The 17,974-nt window shown below is 67.9% G+C and carries 19 protein-coding genes and 2 pseudogenes; 11 read left to right on the top strand and 10 right to left on the bottom strand.

Going from position 1 to position 17,974, the window contains the following annotated elements; all coding sequences use genetic code 11:
• Positions 1-422 precede the first annotated feature (422 nt).
• From BO39_RS21135 to BO39_RS31330, 4 genes are read right to left on the bottom strand one after another with little or no spacing between them, the layout of a single operon-like run.
• Positions 423-1,295, bottom strand: coding sequence for an HpcH/HpaI aldolase/citrate lyase family protein (locus BO39_RS21135; RefSeq protein WP_043837187.1), 873 nt, complete (start codon positions 1,293-1,295; stop codon positions 423-425).
• The gene (locus BO39_RS21140; protein ID WP_043837189.1) at positions 1,292-2,494 is read right to left on the bottom strand and encodes a CaiB/BaiF CoA transferase family protein; all 1,203 of its coding nucleotides are present in this window, start codon (positions 2,492-2,494) and stop codon (positions 1,292-1,294) included. The genes BO39_RS21135 and BO39_RS21140 overlap by 4 nt, the downstream gene beginning before the upstream one ends.
• Positions 2,491-3,366, bottom strand: coding sequence for an HTD2 family dehydratase (locus BO39_RS21145; protein WP_052402400.1), 876 nt, complete (start codon positions 3,364-3,366; stop codon positions 2,491-2,493). The genes BO39_RS21140 and BO39_RS21145 overlap by 4 nt, the downstream gene beginning before the upstream one ends.
• The gene (locus BO39_RS31330) at positions 3,363-4,349 is read right to left on the bottom strand and encodes a Bug family tripartite tricarboxylate transporter substrate binding protein (protein ID WP_084698328.1); all 987 of its coding nucleotides are present in this window, start codon (positions 4,347-4,349) and stop codon (positions 3,363-3,365) included. The genes BO39_RS21145 and BO39_RS31330 overlap by 4 nt, the downstream gene beginning before the upstream one ends.
• Positions 4,350-4,474: 125 nt before the next feature.
• On the opposite strand from BO39_RS31330, the gene BO39_RS35580 reads away from it, so the two are divergent.
• Entirely contained in the window at positions 4,475-5,293 is an 819-nt protein-coding gene (locus BO39_RS35580; RefSeq protein WP_169742799.1) for an IclR family transcriptional regulator, read from the top strand.
• A gap of 416 nt (positions 5,294-5,709) precedes the next feature.
• A pseudogene (locus BO39_RS31340) lies at positions 5,710-5,838 on the top strand (Y-family DNA polymerase); the annotation flags it as partial.
• A 57-nt stretch (positions 5,839-5,895) separates the two neighbouring features.
• On the opposite strand, the gene BO39_RS21160 reads toward BO39_RS31340, so the two are convergent.
• The 3 genes from BO39_RS21160 to BO39_RS34525 form a co-directional block, all read right to left on the bottom strand.
• On the bottom strand, positions 5,896-6,393 hold the full coding sequence (locus tag BO39_RS21160) for a DDE-type integrase/transposase/recombinase (protein ID WP_052402401.1): 498 nt from the start codon (positions 6,391-6,393) through the stop codon (positions 5,896-5,898).
• A gap of 290 nt (positions 6,394-6,683) precedes the next feature.
• The gene (locus BO39_RS21165; protein WP_043837195.1) at positions 6,684-7,709 is read right to left on the bottom strand and encodes an IS110 family RNA-guided transposase; all 1,026 of its coding nucleotides are present in this window, start codon (positions 7,707-7,709) and stop codon (positions 6,684-6,686) included.
• Between the two features lie 94 nt (positions 7,710-7,803).
• Entirely contained in the window at positions 7,804-8,064 is a 261-nt protein-coding gene (locus BO39_RS34525; protein WP_169742797.1) for an IS6 family transposase, read from the bottom strand.
• Here BO39_RS34525 and BO39_RS35265 point away from each other — a divergent pair.
• On the top strand, positions 8,047-8,511 hold the full coding sequence (locus BO39_RS35265; RefSeq protein WP_156963813.1) for an EAL domain-containing protein: 465 nt from the start codon (positions 8,047-8,049) through the stop codon (positions 8,509-8,511). The genes BO39_RS34525 and BO39_RS35265 overlap by 18 nt on opposite strands.
• A gap of 136 nt (positions 8,512-8,647) precedes the next feature.
• Here BO39_RS35265 and BO39_RS33700 read toward each other — a convergent pair whose 3' ends face one another.
• Both BO39_RS33700 and BO39_RS21180 read right to left on the bottom strand, forming a co-directional pair.
• Complete coding sequence (locus BO39_RS33700) at positions 8,648-8,977, bottom strand: response regulator (protein WP_169742800.1); 330 nt, start codon at positions 8,975-8,977, stop codon at positions 8,648-8,650.
• A gap of 203 nt (positions 8,978-9,180) precedes the next feature.
• A complete protein-coding gene (locus BO39_RS21180) occupies positions 9,181-10,146 on the bottom strand; it encodes an IS5 family transposase (RefSeq protein WP_043837196.1) in 966 nt (321 codons plus the stop codon).
• A gap of 259 nt (positions 10,147-10,405) precedes the next feature.
• On the opposite strand from BO39_RS21180, the pseudogene BO39_RS35270 reads away from it, so the two are divergent.
• A pseudogene (locus tag BO39_RS35270) lies at positions 10,406-10,856 on the top strand (transposase family protein); the annotation flags it as partial.
• Positions 10,857-10,903: 47 nt separating this feature from the next.
• Here BO39_RS35270 and BO39_RS21190 read toward each other — a convergent pair.
• Positions 10,904-11,461: a MarR family winged helix-turn-helix transcriptional regulator gene (locus BO39_RS21190; RefSeq protein WP_043837199.1), complete on the bottom strand. Its 558-nt coding sequence runs from the start codon at positions 11,459-11,461 to the stop codon at positions 10,904-10,906.
• Between the two features lie 131 nt (positions 11,462-11,592).
• On the opposite strand from BO39_RS21190, the gene BO39_RS21195 reads away from it, so the two are divergent.
• The 7 genes from BO39_RS21195 to BO39_RS21225 are packed head-to-tail and all read left to right on the top strand — an operon-like array spanning position 11,593 to position 17,961.
• Entirely contained in the window at positions 11,593-12,780 is a 1,188-nt protein-coding gene (locus BO39_RS21195; protein ID WP_043837201.1) for an NAD(P)/FAD-dependent oxidoreductase, read from the top strand.
• A 31-nt stretch (positions 12,781-12,811) separates the two neighbouring features.
• On the top strand, positions 12,812-14,179 hold the full coding sequence (locus tag BO39_RS21200; RefSeq protein ID WP_052402404.1) for an aromatic ring-hydroxylating oxygenase subunit alpha: 1,368 nt from the start codon (positions 12,812-12,814) through the stop codon (positions 14,177-14,179).
• Entirely contained in the window at positions 14,176-14,694 is a 519-nt protein-coding gene (locus tag BO39_RS21205) for an aromatic-ring-hydroxylating dioxygenase subunit beta (protein ID WP_211257503.1), read from the top strand. The genes BO39_RS21200 and BO39_RS21205 overlap by 4 nt, the downstream gene beginning before the upstream one ends.
• A 10-nt stretch (positions 14,695-14,704) precedes the next feature.
• Positions 14,705-15,046 carry a non-heme iron oxygenase ferredoxin subunit gene (locus BO39_RS21210; protein WP_043837204.1) on the top strand — a complete coding sequence of 114 codons (342 nt, stop codon included), beginning with the start codon at positions 14,705-14,707 and terminating at the stop codon, positions 15,044-15,046.
• 31 nt (positions 15,047-15,077) lie between these two features.
• The gene (locus BO39_RS21215) at positions 15,078-16,067 is read left to right on the top strand and encodes a tripartite tricarboxylate transporter substrate binding protein (protein WP_043837206.1); all 990 of its coding nucleotides are present in this window, start codon (positions 15,078-15,080) and stop codon (positions 16,065-16,067) included.
• Positions 16,064-17,740 carry an FAD-dependent oxidoreductase gene (locus BO39_RS21220; RefSeq protein ID WP_084698334.1) on the top strand — a complete coding sequence of 559 codons (1,677 nt, stop codon included), beginning with the start codon at positions 16,064-16,066 and terminating at the stop codon, positions 17,738-17,740. The genes BO39_RS21215 and BO39_RS21220 overlap by 4 nt, the downstream gene beginning before the upstream one ends.
• Positions 17,734-17,961 carry a DUF2783 domain-containing protein gene (locus BO39_RS21225; protein WP_043837208.1) on the top strand — a complete coding sequence of 76 codons (228 nt, stop codon included), beginning with the start codon at positions 17,734-17,736 and terminating at the stop codon, positions 17,959-17,961. Before BO39_RS21220 ends, BO39_RS21225 begins: the two co-directional genes overlap by 7 nt.
• Positions 17,962-17,974: the final 13 nt, after the last annotated feature.

Consider the following 17,974-nt stretch of genomic DNA (forward strand, 5'->3'; position numbering starts at 1 on the left):
CTCTAGACGCGAGACGAACATAGGCGGGCTACAAGGTCATGGCGATGGTGAGGAAGATACAGCCTCGGAAGATCGACGGGCGCGACATACAGGCTGAAGCCGCCTGCGTCGAGAAGCTGTCCAGGTTGCTGCCCGGTCTGCCCGCTATCACAGCTGTTTGCGACCCGTTGCGAACTTCGCAACACAACCGCCGAAGGAGTAAGCCCTACAGCCAACCAACCGAGCATTACCACCAGTACAAGTACCGGCTTTGATGGGCGCAGACGGTGATACGCTCCTCAGTCAAAGCTGAGTGGAGGTCTCCGAGGCAGCCTGCCACAGGCGCCCCGTCAACTTCGCTCAATATTTTGCCCGAAGCGCAGGTAACGACTCACAGTAACGCGGGTTTTGCCAAGCACCTGACAAACGTAGCCGCCGTTCGGTCATGTGGTTTTGGTTCTCCAACTCTGAGCACGTGCCAGCAAGCGGCGCGCGCGCTCGACAATGGGCAAGTCGATCATCCGCCCCTCGAAGGCTACCGCACCCGATCTTTGGGAGAGCGCCACGTCGAAGGCCGCAACGAGGCGGCGGGCCCGGTCTAGCTCCTCCTCCGTCGCGCCGTACTCCTCGTTGATGACGGGCACATGGGCCGGGTGGATGCAGGATGCCGCGGCGAAGCCCAAGGCGCGCGCGCGGCGCAGTCCCGCCCGATAACCCTCCAGGTCTTCCAGGTTGGAGAGGCTGCCCAACGAGCCCATCGGCACGATCCCCGCCGCTCGGCAGGCCGCGATGCACTGGGCGGCCCAGACATACAGCCCATCGGCCGTCGGCGCAGCGCCGAGCTCCGTTGCCAAATCCTCTCCCCCGATACCCATGCCCGCCACTCTCGGATCCGCGCCGGCGATCGCTGCCATCTGCGGCAGGGCGGCTACCGTCTCGACCAATGCCAGGAACTTTGTGCTGCCCACAGGCATGCCGCAAGCCGCCTCACGGTCGGTCACCGCGTCGGAGAGGAGGCGGACATGGTCGGGGCCGAGCACCTTGGTCAGCATCAGCGCCGCGACGCCCGGCCCTACGGCTGCCGCGATGTCCGGCACCGCCAATGACAGTGGCTGATTGATCCGCACGACGACTGCGGCACCCTCCTGCGAGACGCGCGGAACGGCGCCAACCAGCGCGTGTCGGGCAGCTCCCTTCTCGGAGGGAGGGATTGAATCCTCGAGGTCCAGGATGATCGCGTCCGCGCCACGCGTATGCGCCTTTGCGATGAACCGCTCCGCCGTTGCTGGAACGAAGAGGAGAGAGCGCCAATTCATCGTGTGGCCACCTGCGCGGCACCGGCCCCAATCAGCTGGTCGACCTCCGCGTCTTGGTACCCGGCCTGCCGTAGCACTTCTCGTGTGTGTTCCCCCAATCGCGGGGCGTGCAGCTCCTCCTCTCGCATACCGCCGCCAAATTGGTTCGGCACAGCGGTTCGGCGCAGGCGCCCCTCACTCGGGTGATCCTCCTCCCGGAAGAAGCCCCGGTCGGCAAGGTGGGGATCCTCCATCAGGTCCTCCAGCGTGTTGTAGCGGGCGCAGGGAATGTCGCGCGACCCGAGAAGATCGAGCCACTCCGCTGTCGTCCGCTCACGCAGCGCTTCCATACGCAGGCGGAAGTAGGCCGCGGCGTTCGCGGTGCGTGCGGTCGCGGAGCAGAAGCGGGGGTCGTCCCGCAGTTCGGGCCTGCCGATCGCCTCGAAGAAGCCGAAGGCCTGGGCGTTGGTGTTGGGACCGACGGTGACGTAGCCATCCTTCGTCGCCATCGGACGGTATTCAGGACTAAGAATGCGGTTGTCGCCGGTCGGGCCAACTGGCGGGTCGAAGGTCGCCGCACTCATGTGCTCGCTCATCACAAAGGATGCCATGTTCTCAAACATGGGCACTTCCACCGCCTCCCCGACGCCCGTGCGCTCGCGCCGATACAGCGCGAAGCCGATGCACTGGGCGGCAATGATGCCCGTGATGTGGTCCGTCATCACCATCGGGACGAAGCGCGGCTCCCCTGTGGCCCGCTCGAAGGTGGCAGCCACACCTGACAGGCTTTGGATGATGGGATCGTAGGCAGGGCGCTCGGCGTAGCGGCCGCCAGAGCCGAAAGCGAGGATGCTGCAATGGATCAGACGTGGGTTCACGCCGGACAGCGCCTGATGGTCCAACCCCAGCCGGGCGAGTGCCGAAGGTCGGATATTGGAGACAAAGACATCAGCTTCCTCGACTAGGCGCCGCATCGCGGCCATCCCCTCGGACCGCTTGAGGTCGAGGCAAACTGAGCGCTTGTTGCGGTTGAACTGGATGAACTTGCCGGACATCCCGGGATTCCGGCTGCCCTGGGCTAAGTTTCGAAGAAGATCTCCCCCAGGCGGCTCCACCTTCACGACCTCTGCTCCCTGGTCGGCCAGGGTGCGCGTGCAGATCGGGCCAACCACAACGGAGGTTAGGTCCACCACCCGGACACCCGCGAGCGGGCCGCTCATGCGGCGAACTCCAACGTCATCTCCGCTGCCAGGAAGCCATCCTTGTCAGCGGCCCAAACGTGCATGCCGCCCCCTTCCGTTGCGGCGCCACGAAGGGTCATGTGGTCACCCACGAACATCGGTCGCGCGAGCCGGGCGCTGAAGCATTTCAGAGGATCTGGCGCTCGCCTTAGAGCGGCATCCACCATCAGGTGCATCGTCAGGCCCCCGTTCTGCACCACTCCCGGGTAGCCCTCGACGCCACGGGCATAGTCGGCGTCGTAATGGATCCGGTGCGCGTTCCAGGTGATGGCGCCGTAGCGAAACACCTGCACGGGGTCGATGGGCACGATGTCTGTCCAGACCGCGTCGGTGGGCGCTCGCACGGGCGGATTGGTCGCGCTGGAGGCGCCAGGCCGCACGGCCTCACGGTACAGCGCGTCGAACTCTTCCACAGCGATCACCTCACCACGCGCTTCCACCGTCCGGCGCATTGTCAGCAACACCATCTCGCCAGTCCGCCCCGTTTTGGGAGTGATGGCGGCCACCTCAGTCCGCCGCGACACCATGTCGCCCACGCGCAGCGTGCCAGGAGTGCGAACCCGCCGCCCGGCACCCATGCGACGCGGTAGCGGGATGGGCGGCAGAAACTCCCCGGCCCGCGCATGCCCATCTGGACCGATGGCCGACTGGCGTGGAATGTCAGCGAAGAACAGCCCAAACCAGTGCGGTGGCAGCGCATCGCCGGGCGCGACCTTATTGGGATCGCTGTCGAAGGTCGCGGCGATCCGGCGTACCGCCGACAAGGTGATCTCTTCCTCATCCACGCGGCTCCGGCCGATCCAGGTGGACAGTTCCGGCATGCTGACCGCGATTGCTTCGGCAGCGCTCATTGAACGGCGATCTCCAACCGGCGAATAAGCGCCGCCCAGCGCTCACCACGCTGGCGCAGGAAGGCCGAAGCCTCCGCCGGCGTGTTCGGCGCCGCCGGATCGGCGCCCACGCGAAGAAAGCCGGCACGAACGGTGTCGCTGACGAGGGCGTCATTCAGTGCTGTGCTCAGGCGCACCACGATATTGGCTGGAGTGCGGGCGGGCAAGCCAAGTGCAAAGGCATTCACGGCCTCGAAGCCCGGCAAGGTCTCGGCCACTGTCGGCACGTCCGGCCACTGCGGGTTACGTGCGGCACCAGTCACAGCTAAAGCTCGGATATTGGGGTCAGCTTTGACTGGCTCCGCCTCCGGCAGGCCCAGGCAGCGCGCCTTCACGCGACCGGCCAAGAGGTCAGTCATTCCTTGGGTACTCTGACGATAAGGCACGTGGATCATCCGTAGTCCGCCTGCCTGCTCCAACAGCATCTCCATGGAAAGATGTGTTGTCGCACCGATGCCTGAGGACGCATAGGGCACGCTGTCTGGATGTACCCGCACGTAATCGATGAATTCAGCCAGCGTCCGCACCGGCAGCGACGCGTGAGTTAGTATGACATTCTGTGCAGTGCAGAATAGCCCGAGAGGCATGAGGTCGTGCTGCCAGTCGTAGCCGGGGTTGCGGTACAGCGCCGCGTTGACGCCACCCAGCGTTCCCGTTGATCCACTGAGAATTGTATAACCATCGGCGGGTGCACGTGAGACCAGTTCTGCCGCGATGTCGCCCGCCGCTCCCAGACGGTTATCCGGCAGGACCACTTGGCCTAGGTGCTGCGCCATACCATCGCCGATCAGGCGGGATACGATATCTGTCTGCCCCCCGCCTCCGTAGGGAATGACAAGCCGGATTGGTCGGTCGGGGTAAGCCGCTTGGGCAACGCCGGACGCGGTCATAGCTGTCGCAACAACAAGGGCTGTCCGACGCCCAACAAGGGCTGCCGAGGTCATAGGCCGGGTTCCTCTCTGCCTGCGCTCATGGACGCGCTTGCGACCACTCTAACCCTTCGGATAGCCTCGCGGCGCTTCACAGATGTGAACTTGGAGGGCAGGTGGCGGCGGACGGAATTACGGCAGTGAAGTCAGCCCGCCGCACTATTGAGACGCTGGAGCTCTTCGCCGAAACGCATCGCTCAGCGAGCGTAAGCGAGGTAGCGGCATATCTTGACGCACCGATGTCCAGCACCTCAGTTCTGCTCGCTGGATTGGCACGGCTTGGCTACCTCGAACAGGACCCGGTGGACCGCCGGTATCGCCCGACGCTCAGGGTCATGTTGCTTGGCGCTTGGCTACAGGATCGCCTATTCGGAGAAAGCAGCCTACTCCGCCTTGCAGAAGGCTTGCGTACAACGACTGGTATGACTGTGCTGATTGGTGTGCAGCGAGGAGCTTCGGTCCAATACATTCTCACGCTACGCCGCTCCGTATCCGAAGGTGGTGGTCACATGAGGGCTGGAATGCTGCGCCCGATGACCAGGGCGGCTGTGGGCAAGGCCCTGCTGTTCGGCATGACAGACCAGGAAGTGGGTCGCATCCTGCGGCGCGCGAACGCCGAGGAGAAGGACGCTTCCAACCGGATACCGACATCGCGCTTCCTTACCAATTTGCGTGCCGAGCGCGCCGCCGGTTGGGCAGAGAGCAGTGGCGCCGTACGCCCTGGCCTGTCGGTCATCGCCGTACCGCTGCCCTTGTTGGCAGGGCAGCCGCCGCTCGCAATCGGTTTGGGTGGAGAACAGCCAGATATCGAAGCCGGGAAGAACATTCTGGTGAATGCTTTAAAGAAGGCTTGCAAGACATTGGCGCAGGAGAGCGCAACGGCAGCGCATGCACCAACCGGAGGAGTGGGCGAACAGCGCGCTCAACGACATAGACAACCTAATAAGACCGGCTGTTGAGCGTTCTAGGGTCAGGACTCTCGACTGCATGACTGAGGGTGTGGCAGGGGCATGATGCCAGATCCGGAAGGCATTGGTGCGCGCGCCGGTATTCGCCGGCCGTTCTCAGGTGCCGGTCAACCACCTCATCGTCGCGCGCCTGATCGACCGCTCCGACTTGCTCGACGGGCTCAGCCAAGCCGAGAGTGGGGGCGAGTGGGCGGAGCGTACCTTCGGCCGAGCCGATGAGGTGCGTCGGCCCGAGCCGGGGAGCCGGAGGTCAGCCTTGCCAAAGTCCAGGGACTTTCGATGAGAACCGGCTTTGGAGGGGCACCAGTGCTGCCCCGGTTCGCTCTCCTGCGTGGTAGTTTCAGGCCTCTCCCGCCTCCCTCCGCGTCAAGCTCGTGACCCCCGCCCGCAAGATCATCCACGTCGACATGGACGCCTGCTACGCGTCGGTCGAGCAGCGGGACGACCCGTCGCTCGCGGGCAAGCCGCTGGCAGTCGGTGGCTCGCGAGAGCGCGGGGTCGTAGCCGCCGCCAGCTACGAAGCACGCACCTTCGGGGGGTTTTGTTAGCGCTCGCGCCAGAACTGCCGTCACTCGTTGGCTGACGCTGTCATTCTATCCTGCCACGAGAATGGCAAGGGCGCTTTGCGTACGACGCAGATGAAGCACGCGACGGCGACTGGCGGAAACATGCTGGTTGTGACGGACTTGAGGGCGGAGGTGATTGCGGAGTTCGTCGTAGCTGCGACAGAAGCGCTCGGCTGAGGTGAAGCTCTTGAACCCGCTCATACATCGGATGCGGCCTTTGATGCCCCGGTGGTCCTGCTCAAGCCCGTTGTTCCTGTAAGCACTAGTGCGGTGAGTGACCCGCTTGCCAAGCATCGAGCGGATCGCCCGTGGGTACGAGCCATGCCCGTCTGTGGTGACCTTCTCGGGGACGATGCCTGTCGCCGAGTTGGCCGAGCGGAAGAACGCCTGCGCGGCCGCCATGTCGCGGTGCTCGCTGAGCATGGTGTCGACCAGGTCACCGTTCCTATCCATCGCCCGATACAAGTAGCACCAGCGTCCACGGACCTTCAGGTATGTTTTCTCTATCCCGGCCTCGCGGGTCAAGGCGCTTCTATTTCATTTTAACAACTCCTCTCATCTTCGATGCCGCCCTGATATCTGCTGTGCGCGGTCCGTCCTCATTGCCCTACTGTTGCTGCGGCGTGGTCCCAGAGGTGACAGTCTTCTCTACGTGCTCAGCGCGATCGGCCGGCACAGGATGGGGTCGGTCAGGTGGTCCGGAGCGATTTCATCAGCGGTCTCTCACCGAGGTGGGACCAAACGTAGCTGCGCTCTCGAACCAGCCCGTCCCTCGCGGGACCCGCCACGGTGTGGCAGGGCAGCCGGGCCACCGCTCAGGCAGCCTCGGCCTGCTTCGTCCAGCGGAAGGGCTCGCCCGACCGCCACATCGCGTGCATCGTCACGGCCAGCCGGCGTGCCGGGGCCACTTTGGCGCGCCGTGCGCCTCGTGCCTTGGCCAGGCGCATGGCCCAGGCCTTCAGGGCTGACCAGCGGCCGCGTGTCATCATCGCGTTCGCGGCCACATAGAGCAGCCTTCGCATGCCCCGGTCGCCCATCTTGCTAATCCGTCCGCTGATGTTGAGCTCGCCGGAACTGTACTGTCGGGGCGTGAGGCCGAAGTGAGCTCCAACCGTTCGTGACTGCTGAAAGCGTGCTGGGTCATCAACGCAGGCCTTGAATGACAGCGCGGTATGCGCCCCCACGCCCGGGATCGTCATCAGCAGGCGGCACACGGGATCATGCTGGGCCGTGGCGATGATCTGCCGGTCAAGAGCAAGGATCTGGCGCATGATTGTGGCGCGCGCCTCCAGCAGGGGGCGGATGATAAGGTGCAAGGCATCCGACCCACCGATCCGCTCCAGGACGTCCTCGGCAAAGCGGCTCCCGCGGGTTGGGAAGTGGATCCCCTCGAGGCGCAGCAGGCCACGGACCGTGTTCTCCAGGGCAACCCTCTGGCTATGCAGTGTCCCACGGGCTGTCAGCAGTATGCCCCGGCGCTGGCTTTCCTGCGACTTGATCCAGACCTCGCGATAGCTTCTCACGCGCATGAGCTCGGCTATGCCGCGGGCATCATTGCGGTCGTTCTTGTTTCGAAAGCCCGCCTGCAGGGCCGCCGCCGCATGTCGTGCATCGATACACACGGCAGAGCGCCCAAGCCTGCGCAGTTCCAGGCAGAGCCAGGACGATGTTCCTCCGGACTCCAGACCAATGCGCTCGCAGCCCAGTTCATTCTCCCCGAGAAAGCGGCTGATCACCTCCGGGTCGGTGGCCAGCTTGGCCTCCCTGACCACCCGTCCATCACCGTCCACTACGCAGAGCGCGGTCTGCTTCAGAGACACGTCCAGTCTACAAAAGAGCATGGCACCGTCCTCCAGAGCTGGGGCATGAAGCTGGCAGGCTGCTACCAGCCCTCCCAAACCAGGCATCCCGCTCCGCCCGAACAAGGGGCGGCGGCTACGCCGGGCCGGGATACCCCATCTCGTCCACGTGCCAGAAGCGACGCCCGGGGCCGTTCTTCCCGTGTCGGCGCTGCCGCAGTTCACCCACGAGAACCGGCGCGAGCTTGGCCTCCCAGTCCCGCGCCGCCTCATGGCTAAACACAACGTCACGGAGGAGGAACATCTCCGCGAGGTCCCGAAGGTTGAGGCGGTAGCGGAGGCGCCACAGAACCACGAGGGCAATCACGTCGCTCGGGTAGTGGGCCCGGTTCAGCACCCCCGAACTGCGCTCGTTAGACCCTCGGCCGCAGGCGCGGCACCGGAAGCGCCGGTAGCCCTGGGCCGTACAGTCCGGCCGCTCAGTCACCTCAGCCGAACCGCAGCCCACGCACTCCATTTCGGGCTCCTAGCCGCCCATCAACCCGTCAGGAGCCTACCCAAAACTGCCCCGCTTGCCGATCCGGGCACCCCTGGCGCGAGAGCTGACAGAACCCTCTCTAGCAGCCTCGAAGCCCAAGCCATCGTTCGGGCAGTCGCCGGCCTTGGCGCGACACTCCGCATGACGACCACTGCAGAGGGTATCGAGACCGAGGAGCAACTCACCGCCCTGCGAGCGATGAGGTTTGACGAAGTCCAGGGCTACCTCTTTAGCAGGCCGGTTCCGGCAGGGCAGATCGCCGTGGCGATCAGCGCGTGCCGAAGGCGGATCGCCGCGGCCGTGTAGGCCGGAACGCGTGTCCACGGCAGTGATGGAAGGTCAATGGCTGCTTACGCCCAGGGCCTCGTCCGGCTGACCGGTGTCGCACGCTGGGTGCCGCTGGGGCCGTGCGTCGGGTCCGGAAAGCAGAACGGATACACGATCAGCCAGGAGGAGCGTGCTCACCGGCTTGCGGAGGAGCGAGAGGGATCCTGAGACAGCGCCGCTGACCGCGAGCTCGGCCGCGTCCATCGCTAATCGCTAAGCCCGTCAGCAGGATCGCGGGCAGGCCGGGATGGCGCCGCTGCGCCTCGCGGATGAGGGCAAGGCCATCGATCCCGTGCATCGAGAGGTCGGTCACGAGGAGGTCGACCGCCTCGCCGGCGTCAAGAAGGGCGAGGGCGGTCGCGCTGCTCTCGGCGGTGAGGAGCGAGAACCCCGCCCCCTCCAGCCCCTCGGCCGTGATCTCCCGCGCGAGAGCCTCGTCGTCCACCAGCAGGATGCGGCCTCGCCGATCTGTCGGCCTCCAATGGGAGGTGACGTCATCAGGGGCAGCGGTTGGGCCGTCGGCGACAGGAAACCAGAGCGAGACGGCCGTTCCGCGCCCGACCCCGCTCTCGATGTGGAAAGCACCGCCGCTCGACTGCGTTGCACGGACCAGCTTGCAAGCGCAGTGAGGCGCGGGGGCATCCGGGATCATGGGACGCGGACATACTCCGGGCGTCCAAGCTCAAGCATGCGGTTCAACACACCTACAGCGATGGTCACCTCAGTCGCACGGCGCCCGCTGGTGCGCGAACGCAGCGCGCCGCCGATGACGCGCTTTAACCTACTGATGTCCGCTTCGACGAGAGCGCGCCAGTTGTAGCCAGACACCTTCTGCCAGGCCACGCGTCCGCGCTCGGCGATGGTCCGGAGGTGCTCGTCGCGCCGGGTTGGCGCCGTCCCGGCCGTGGCGCTCGGTACGGCACCGGACCGGGGTGGCACGATCACCGCAGCATCGGGATGTCGTGCAGCGACCTCACCATAGACGCCATCCTGGTCGTAGGCGCCGTCGGCGGTGAACGAGGCGATTGGGTCTGCGACCTGGTCGAGCAAGGGGCCAACCTGCGAGGCGTCGTCGACGTCGTGCGCCGTCAGGGTGGACGCGACGATCCGCCCGGTGTCGGCGTCCACCCCGATGTGCAACTTGCGCCATGACCGGCGTGCCCTGCTCCCGTGCTTCTCGACGAGCCACTCGCCCGAGCCACATAGCCGCAGCCCCGTGCTGTCCACCAGCAGGTGTATGGGGCGCGTGCCAGCACGAGCCTGCGGCACCTTCAGCGTCTCGCCCCTGCGGCTGAGGGTGCTGTGGTCCGGCACGGCCAGATCCAGCCCGAGCAGGGCGATGATCGAGCCAATCAGGCCTTCGGTCTGACGCAAGGCAAGCCGAAACACGGCCAGAAGCGTCAGGGCCGTGGAGAGAGCCAGCTCCGAATAGCGGGGTTGGCCGCCCCGCGTGGTCCGGGGCTCACCCTTCCAGGCCGCGACTGCCGCCTCCGTGAACCACACGATCAGACTGCCGCGCCCGCGCAGGGCCGCATCGTACTCCGCCCAGTTCGTTGCCCGGAACCGCTGCTTAGGAATATGGTGACCACGGTCGGCATTGGCCTTGTACCGCAAGCTGCGCTCTCCTGGAGGATGACGAGCCGCCGACCCCTCGGGAACCTAACCTAGCCAGACCGCCAGACCGATCCGTGCACCACAGTGGGTCGTCGGGGCACCCCAGCCCCATCCCACCCCGCTCTGGCCTCAGGTCCGATCCATGCACCACGGCCCTAGAAGGTAACCAACTGGGCTGAGTACGACGCCGGCCTGCACGCCTGCGGCAGTCTCACCGTGTGGTTCACGGCAGAGGCGATCCAGGGTTGGCGAGCCCGGGACCGTGCATCGCTGGTTCCTGCGTCTCTCGCGCTCGGGCACCTTCGAGCACCTGGCGCACACGCTGACAGTGGCCGACCGCGAGCGCGTGGGCCGGGAGGCCTCGGCGCCATCTCGCCCGCCTTCCTCCACGACAGCCGCGGCGGTGCGGCTCTCCTGGCCATGTCGCGCCGTCCCTGGCCGTTCTCGCCCGCTGCTTTGCCGATCGCCCCTATGCCGGTCCGCATGTCGCCCGAGTCTCGCCCGTCGTCGTCACCCTCATCGGCAGCACACCCGGCCAGAAGGGCTTCGCCGTGCAACCCAGGCGCTGGGTGGTGGAGAGATCCTGCGCCTGGTTCGGCCGCTGCCGACGCCTCGCCCGCGACCACGAGGCCACTATCAGCTCCGCCGTCGCCTTCTTCACCCTCGCCGCCGCCATGATCCTCGTTCGGCGACCGGCTCAGCCGTTATGAAGCGGCCTCTCGGCGGAACTCAACAGCAACAGCACCCATCGGGACCGTCATCTGCGTTGTTTGGCTGGCCGGAGAGCCTCCTCCACTTTCCCACCCTTGCGTCCCATGGACGGGATATTGCGTCGAAGCTGCGCGAGACTGCCAAGCAACGTCTCGATAGCGGGAGCCGAAAGGCCGTCTACCAGGCGGGCATGCCGCTCCATGATCTCGTCGAATATGGTGTCGTGCAGGGCGCGTCCCTCCGAGGTGAGGGTCACCGCGAGCCTGCCCCGGGCATCCCCGGGCATTCGATCGATAAGGACCAGCGCACGCTGTTCGAGGGCACGTAGCGAGCGGCTTACTGCAGCCTTGTCTAGTTCCGCCTCGGTGCCAATCGCGTAGGCGCTCGCGGAGCCCTCAGCCGCCAGAAAGGAGAGGATGCGCCACTCGAGAAGCGTGATGCTGTAGCGCTGCCGGAAGAAGGCGTTCGCGGACTGCCGCAACTCGGCGACGAGTTTAGAAAGAACAACAGGCAGGTAGCGGTCGAAGTCCACCACCTCCGCCGTACCGGCCTGGGGCGTTCCCGCCGCCGGTCGGCGGAAGCGTGTCTCGCGCTGGTCGGCCATCCCCGGTGATCACCTCCATAGTGTGTCCTCAGGTAGCTGCACGGCAGAATTCTCGTTGACAACCTATGTTTTTACAACCATTGATTTGACAACAGAAAGCGGCGGAGGCCGACCTCGCAGGGAGGGCGTCAATGCGTGAGGCGATCCGCCGTGTCCTGATCGTTGGGGCCGGCCATTCGGGCGGGGCGCACGCGCTCGCCCTCCGGGAACTCGGCTTCGTCGGGAGCATCACCCTGGTGGGGCACGAAGCGCACGCGCCCTACGAGCGGCCCTCGCTGTCCAAGGGGATCCTCCAGGGGGAGGAACGGCCTCTGCCCCTCGCAGAGCCCTGGCGCTGGGCGGAGGCCTTCGACCTTCGCCTCTCTACCCTGGCCACGGCCATCGACCGGGTGGCGCGGGAGGTCACGCTCTGCGACGGGCGCCGCCTTCCCTACGACGCCCTCGTCCTCGCGACCGGCGGGCGGCCGCGTTCGCTGTCGGTGCCGTGCGCCGCAGCCGTGCACCGGCTGTCCACCCTGGACGAGGCCCGCGAGCTACGCGGGCGGATGGTCGGCGCCCGCAGCGTGATCGTCATCGGCGGCGGCGTGATCGGACTGGAGGTGGCTGCCAGCCTGCGCGCCGCCGGTCTCTCGACAACTGTGCTGGAGGCCGGGCCGCGGCTGCTCGGCCGCAACGTGCCGCCCGACGCCGCCGAGTGGATCGCGGCGTTGCACGCTCAGGAGGGGGTGGCCATTCGGACCGGCGTTGCCATCCGCGCGGTGGAGGGTGACGAGGGCGGGGTGACGGTCCGCCTCGAAGGCGGGGAAGTTCTGGAGGCGGATCTCGCCGTGCTTGGCATCGGCATCCTGCCCCGGACGGAGCTGGCCGAGGCGGCGGGCCTGCCCTGCCGCGACGGCGTCCTCGTCGATGCGGGCTACGCCAGCATCGACGATCCGCACGTCTTCGCCATCGGCGACGTGGCCTCGCGGGAGGGAGTCGGCCGGCAGGAGACGTGGTTCCATGCCGGCGGCTCGGCGCGCGCCGCTGCTCGGGCGCTGCTCGGGCTGCCGCCGGAGCCGGCGGATGTACCCTGGTTTTGGAGCGACCAGTTCGGCCGGACGCTCCGCGTGGCCGGCGCGCCGATGACGGCTGATACGGTGGTGCCGCGCGGCGCTGCCTTCAGTCTCCATCTCCGGTACGGACGGATCGTCGGCGCCGCCGGACTCGACTCGCCGCGGGACTTCGCGATCGCCCGACGCCTGATCGCGGCCGAGGCCCGCCTCGACGCCGGCCGGGCCGCAGAGCCCGGCACGGACCTCCGCAAGGCCGTGGCCGCGTGATCCCTCTCCACCACCACGCCGCGAGGACCGCATGAACCTCTCCGTGCCGCCGGACAGCGTCCGCTCCTCCTTCTCCGACCTGATCGACGACCGGCCCGAGAGCGGCGTCTTCGCGGTGGACCGCCGCGTCTTCACGGACCCGCGGGTCTACGCCGCGGAGATGCGCCACATCTTCGAGGCCACTTGGGTCTTCCTCGGCCTGGCATCGCAGGTGGCGCGGCCGCACGACTTCATCACCACCTACATCGGCCGCCAGCCCGTGCTGATGACCCGCGACAAGGACGGCCGGGTGCGCGCCTTCCTCAACACCTGCCGCCACCGCGGCACGGTCGTCTGCCCCTTCCGGCAGGGCCGGCAGAAGTTCCACGTCTGCCGCTACCACGGCTGGGCCTACGACAGCGGCGGGCGCAACGTCAGCGTGACGGACGAGGCGATCGGCGGCTATCCTGACGGCTTCCGCGAGGCCGGGCATGACCTGATCCCCGTCGCGCGGCTGGACAGCTACCGCGGCTTCGTCTTCGCCAGCCTCTCCACCGATGTGCCGGACCTCGCGGAACACCTCGGCGAGGCGCGCGCCTTCCTCGACCTCGTGGCGGACCAGAGCCCGGCGGGGCAGCTGGAGATCGTGCCGGGCGAGATCGCCTATACCTTCGACGCGAATTGGAAGCTGCAGTTCGAGAACGGGCTCGACTACTACCACTTCGCCTCCACGCACAGCTCCTACGTCGACATCCTCAAGCGCCGCAAGGAGGTGGCCGCGCCCGGTGCCGGTTTCCCGGAGGAGGAGCCGCCCGACGAGGCGGAGGGCCAGGGGTGCTTCCACTTCGACCGGGGCCACGCCGTGAACTGGTCGGTGAAGCGCTCGCACCTCTACGGCCGGCCGCTGTCAGCCGATCCTGACTGGATGGAGGCGACGCGGGCGCGGGTTGGATCGGTGCGGCTGAAGTGGATGCTGCGCCAGCGCAATCTGACGATCTTCCCGAACCTGCAGGTCATCGACATCCAGTCCGCCCAGCTCCGCACCTGGCGGCCGCTCGGCCCGAACCGGACCGAGATGGTCTCCCACTGCCTCGCGCCCGTGGGGGAAGCGCCGGCGCTGCGCGCCATGCGGATCCGGAACTACGAGGACTTCTTCAATCCGTCCGGCCTCGCCAGCTCCGACGACAACGTCATGTACGAGTTCTGCCAGACCGGCTACGCCGCGGAGGCGGGGCCGACTCAGGGCTACCTGCGCGGCCTGGGCGACAAGGGCGATGCCGGGCCGCACGCAGCGGAGCTCGGCATCGCGCCGCTCGACGCCGCCTTTGGCCCGCCTGGCTTCGGCGACGAGACGAACTTCCACCCGGGCTACCGCGAGTGGCGGCGCCTGATGCGCCGCGGCGAGGAGGCGGCGCCGTGACGGACGGGATCGTACCGACCCGCGCGGACGCGCTCGCGATCGCCGCCGCAGTGATCTTCCGCGAGGCCCGCCTGCTCGATCGCGGCGATTGGGACGCCTGGGTAGGCCTCTACCGGGAGGACGCCCTCTACTGGGTGCCGGCCTGGCTGGACGAATACCGCACCACGGCCGACCCGCTCACCCAGGTCTCCATGATCCACCACGACTCCCGCCAGGGGCTGGAGGAGCGGGTCGCGCGGATTGAATCCCGCAAGTCCATCACCGCCCTCCCCCTGCCGCGAACGGTCCACCAGATCGGCAACCTGGAGGTCGTGGAGGTGGCGCCGCACCGGATCGCCGCTGAATCCGTCTTCGCCGTGCACGTCTACGATCCGCGGCTCGGCAAGGAGCACACGCGGCACGGGCGCTACGCTCATACGCTCGCTCTGGACCGTGACGAGTGGCGGATCGCGCGCAAGGTGATCACCCTGGCGAACGACCGCGTGCCCACCGTCCTCGACTTCTACAGCATCTGAGGGGCGGACGATGGAGAGCCAAGGCTGGGAGAACCAGGCCGGGACGTGGCGCCGCGTCGTCGACGCCGCTGAGATCCTCGAGGACGAGCCGCTGGCCGTCGAGGCGGACGGCCGCAAGATCGCGCTCTACCGCGTGGACGGGGACGTCCACGCCACGGACAACGTCTGCACGCACGCCTACGCCCTGCTGTCGGATGGCTTGCTGGAGGGGTGCCAGATCGAGTGCCCCCTGCACAACGCGCGATTCGACGTGCGGACGGGCCGGGCGCTGTCGAGCCCGGCGGAGAGGGACCTGCGGACCTACCCGGTCCGCGTGGTCGATGGCGGCGTGGAGATCCTGTTGCCGGGCTGAACCGCCGCGGGACGAGGGTTGGGAGGAACGAATGAACGACATCGGACGGCGCGCGGCGCTCGGCGCCGGGGCTGGACTGCTGGCGGCGGGGCTGCTCGGAGCAGGGCGCGGGGAGGCGCAGCCGGCCTTCCGGCCGAGCCGGCCGGTACGGCTCGTCGTGCCCTTTCCCCCGGGTGGGCCCACCGATCTGCTCGGGCGTCTGGTGGCCGAGCGGCTCTCCGTTCTCTGGGGCGTGCCGGTAGTGGTCGAGAACCGAGCCGGCGGCGGCACGGCGGTCGGCACCAACGTGGTCGCGCGCTCCGCGCCGGACGGGCACGTGATCGGCCTCGTCATCAGCTCCCACGTGATCAACCCGGCGCTGCGCGACGACCTGCCCTTCGACGCGCTGCGGGACTTCGCCCACGTCACGCAGATGACCGAGGCCCACGTCGCCTTCGTCGCCAACGCCGCCCTGCCGGCGGACGACCTGCGCGGCATGATCGCGCTCTCGAAGCGCACGCCGGAGGGGCTGTCCTACGCGTCCCCGGGCGTGGGCTCCCTGTCGCACCTCGTGGGCGAGCTCCTGGCCTCCGCCACCGGCGCGAATATGGTGCACATCCCCTATCCCGGCTCCGCGCCGGCGCAGACGGACCTGCTGGCGAGCCGCGTGCCGCTGATGTTCGATGTTTGGCATTCCGTGCGATCCCACGTGGAGGCGGGCCAACTCAAGGTCCTCGGCCTCGCCTCGGGCCGGCCGCTGCCGGGCTGGGAGCGGCTGCCGCTGATCCGGGACATCGTGCCCGGGATCGAGGCGGCCTCCATGTTCGGCATCGTGGCCCCCGGCGGCACGCCGGCTCCGACCGTCGCCGCACTGGCGGCCGGCATCCGGACCATCCTCCTCTCGGGCGACATGCCGGAGCGGCTGCGCGATCTGGGCATGGAGCCCGTCGCCTCCACGCCGGAGGCCTTCACCGCCTACGTCGCGGCGGAGATCGCGCGGTGGCGGACCGTGGTGCGCGAGCGCGGGCTGAAGCCGGCATGACGGGCGAGCTGATCCGAAATCCGTCCCCCGTGGGAGAGGTGTTCCCGCCCGTCGTCGCGGAGGCGGCGGACGGTGCCCCGGGCTACCGGCGTTCGCCCGACCAGGATCGCGTGGCCCCGGCGCGCCATCCCGTGGTGGTGGCCGTGGTGGTGGTAGGCGCCGGCCCAGTGGGCCTCACCGCCGCCATCGACCTGGCGCAGTCCCTCGAAGGAACCGGCCAGGACGTGCTGCTGCTGGACGACGACGACCGCCTCTCCGAAGGGTCGCGCGCCATCTGCTTCGCCAAGCGCACGCTGGAGGTGTTCGACCGACTGGGCTGCGGCGAGGCCATGGTGGAGAAGGGCGTCACTTGGAACCGCGGCCGCGTCTTCCACCAGGAGGAGCCGGTATACAGCTTCGACCTCCTGCCCGAGGGAGGACACCGGCGACCAGCCTTCATCAACCTCCAGCAGTACTACGTAGAGGGCTTCCTGCTGGAGCGCGCCCGAGCGCTGCCAGGCCTGGAGATCCGCTGGCGCAACCGCGTCACCGCCGTGGCGCAGGACGACGAGGCCGTGACGCTGACGGTGGAGACACCGGAGGGCTCCTACGCGCTGCGCGCGGGCTACGTCGTGGCCGCGGACGGTGCCCGCTCTCCCATTCGCCGCGCCATGGGGCTGGAGAGCCGCGGCCGCTCCTTCCGCGACCGCTTCCTCATCGCCGACGTCCGCATGACGGCCGATTTTCCCGCCGAGCGCTGGTTCTGGTTCGACCCGCCCTTCCACCCGAACCAGTCCGTGCTGCTGCACTCCCAGCCCGACGGCGTCTGGCGCATCGACTTCCAGCTCGGCTGGGACGCAAACCCGGAGGAGGAACGGCGGCCGGAGCGGGTGATCCCGCGCGTGCAGGCGCTGCTGGGGCAGGATACCACCTTCGAGCTGGAATGGGTGAGCGTCTACACCTTCTCCTGCCTGCGGATGGAACGGTTCCGCCACGGGCGCGTGCTCTTCGCAGGCGATTCCGCCCACGGCGTCTCGCCCTTCGGCGCGCGGGGTGCGAACAGCGGCGTGCAGGACGCGGATAACCTCGCCTGGAAGCTCGCCCTGGTGCTGCGCGGCGAGGCGCCGGACTCCCTGCTGGACAGCTACGATTCCGAACGCGTGGCGGCCGCCGACGAGAACATCCTGAACTCCACCCGCTCCACCGACTTCATCACGCCCAAGAACGAGAGCAGCCACACCTTCCGCGACGCGGTGCTAGACCTCGCGCGGGACTGCGCTTTCGCCCGCCGTATGGTGAACAGCGGTCGCCTCTCCCTGCCCACCACATACGACGCTTCGCCGCTGGGCACGCCGGACGCGGATTCCTTCGCCGGGGCGATGGTGCCGGGTGCCCCGGCGCTCGACGCACCGCTCGCCGGAGGCTGGCTGCTGGAGCGGCTGGGCGGTGGCTTCACCCTGCTGCACCCCGGCGGCGAGACGCCCGCCCTGCCGGAGACCGTGCCGCCCCTGCACCTCGTCGCACTCACGCCAGAAGAGGATGCCGAGGGGCTGGCCGCCGTCCGATACGACGCGCGCCCCGGCACCACCTACCTGATCCGCCCGGACCAGCATGTCTGCGCCCGCTGGCGCCGCTTCGACGCCGGGGCCATCCGCACCGCCCTGCGCCGCGCCACGGGAGCCCCGGGATGCTGAACACCGAGTCCAACATGGCCGCACCGGACGTCTTCTACGAGGCGCTACTCGCCGCCTACCAGGACCTCACCCCTACGCAGGCACGGACGGTGGATGCCCGGCTGATCCTCCTCCTCTCCAACCATATCGGCGACGCCGCCGTGCTGCGCGAGGCGCTGGAGCGCGCGCGCCAGGGCATTGCCCCCGCCGGGCACGATGCCGTCCTCGCAGCCCGAGCCTGAACAGGAGAACCGC

This window comes from Roseomonas aerilata DSM 19363 (genome assembly GCF_000711725.1).
In the GTDB taxonomy this organism is placed as follows: domain Bacteria; phylum Pseudomonadota; class Alphaproteobacteria; order Acetobacterales; family Acetobacteraceae; genus Roseomonas; species Roseomonas aerilata.

What these genes read in the sequence shown, in the direction of transcription:
- BO39_RS21135 (WP_043837187.1), bottom strand. Translation starts at nt 1,295, where the DNA reads ATGAATTGGCGCTCTCTCCTCTTCGTTCCAGCAACGGCGGAGCGGTTC.
- BO39_RS21140 (WP_043837189.1), bottom strand. Translation starts at nt 2,494, where the DNA reads ATGAGCGGCCCGCTCGCGGGTGTCCGGGTGGTGGACCTAACCTCCGTT.
- BO39_RS21145 (WP_052402400.1), bottom strand. Translation starts at nt 3,366, where the DNA reads ATGAGCGCTGCCGAAGCAATCGCGGTCAGCATGCCGGAACTGTCCACC.
- BO39_RS31330 (WP_084698328.1), bottom strand. Translation starts at nt 4,349, where the DNA reads ATGACCTCGGCAGCCCTTGTTGGGCGTCGGACAGCCCTTGTTGTTGCG.
- BO39_RS21165 (WP_043837195.1), bottom strand. Translation starts at nt 7,709, where the DNA reads ATGCTCTTTTGTAGACTGGACGTGTCTCTGAAGCAGACCGCGCTCTGC.
- BO39_RS21190 (WP_043837199.1), bottom strand. Translation starts at nt 11,461, where the DNA reads ATGGCCGACCAGCGCGAGACACGCTTCCGCCGACCGGCGGCGGGAACG.
- BO39_RS21195 (WP_043837201.1), top strand. Translation starts at nt 11,593, where the DNA reads ATGCGTGAGGCGATCCGCCGTGTCCTGATCGTTGGGGCCGGCCATTCG.
- BO39_RS21200 (WP_052402404.1), top strand. Translation starts at nt 12,812, where the DNA reads ATGAACCTCTCCGTGCCGCCGGACAGCGTCCGCTCCTCCTTCTCCGAC.
- BO39_RS21210 (WP_043837204.1), top strand. Translation starts at nt 14,705, where the DNA reads ATGGAGAGCCAAGGCTGGGAGAACCAGGCCGGGACGTGGCGCCGCGTC.
- BO39_RS21215 (WP_043837206.1), top strand. Translation starts at nt 15,078, where the DNA reads ATGAACGACATCGGACGGCGCGCGGCGCTCGGCGCCGGGGCTGGACTG.
- BO39_RS21220 (WP_084698334.1), top strand. Translation starts at nt 16,064, where the DNA reads ATGACGGGCGAGCTGATCCGAAATCCGTCCCCCGTGGGAGAGGTGTTC.
- BO39_RS21225 (WP_043837208.1), top strand. Translation starts at nt 17,734, where the DNA reads ATGCTGAACACCGAGTCCAACATGGCCGCACCGGACGTCTTCTACGAG.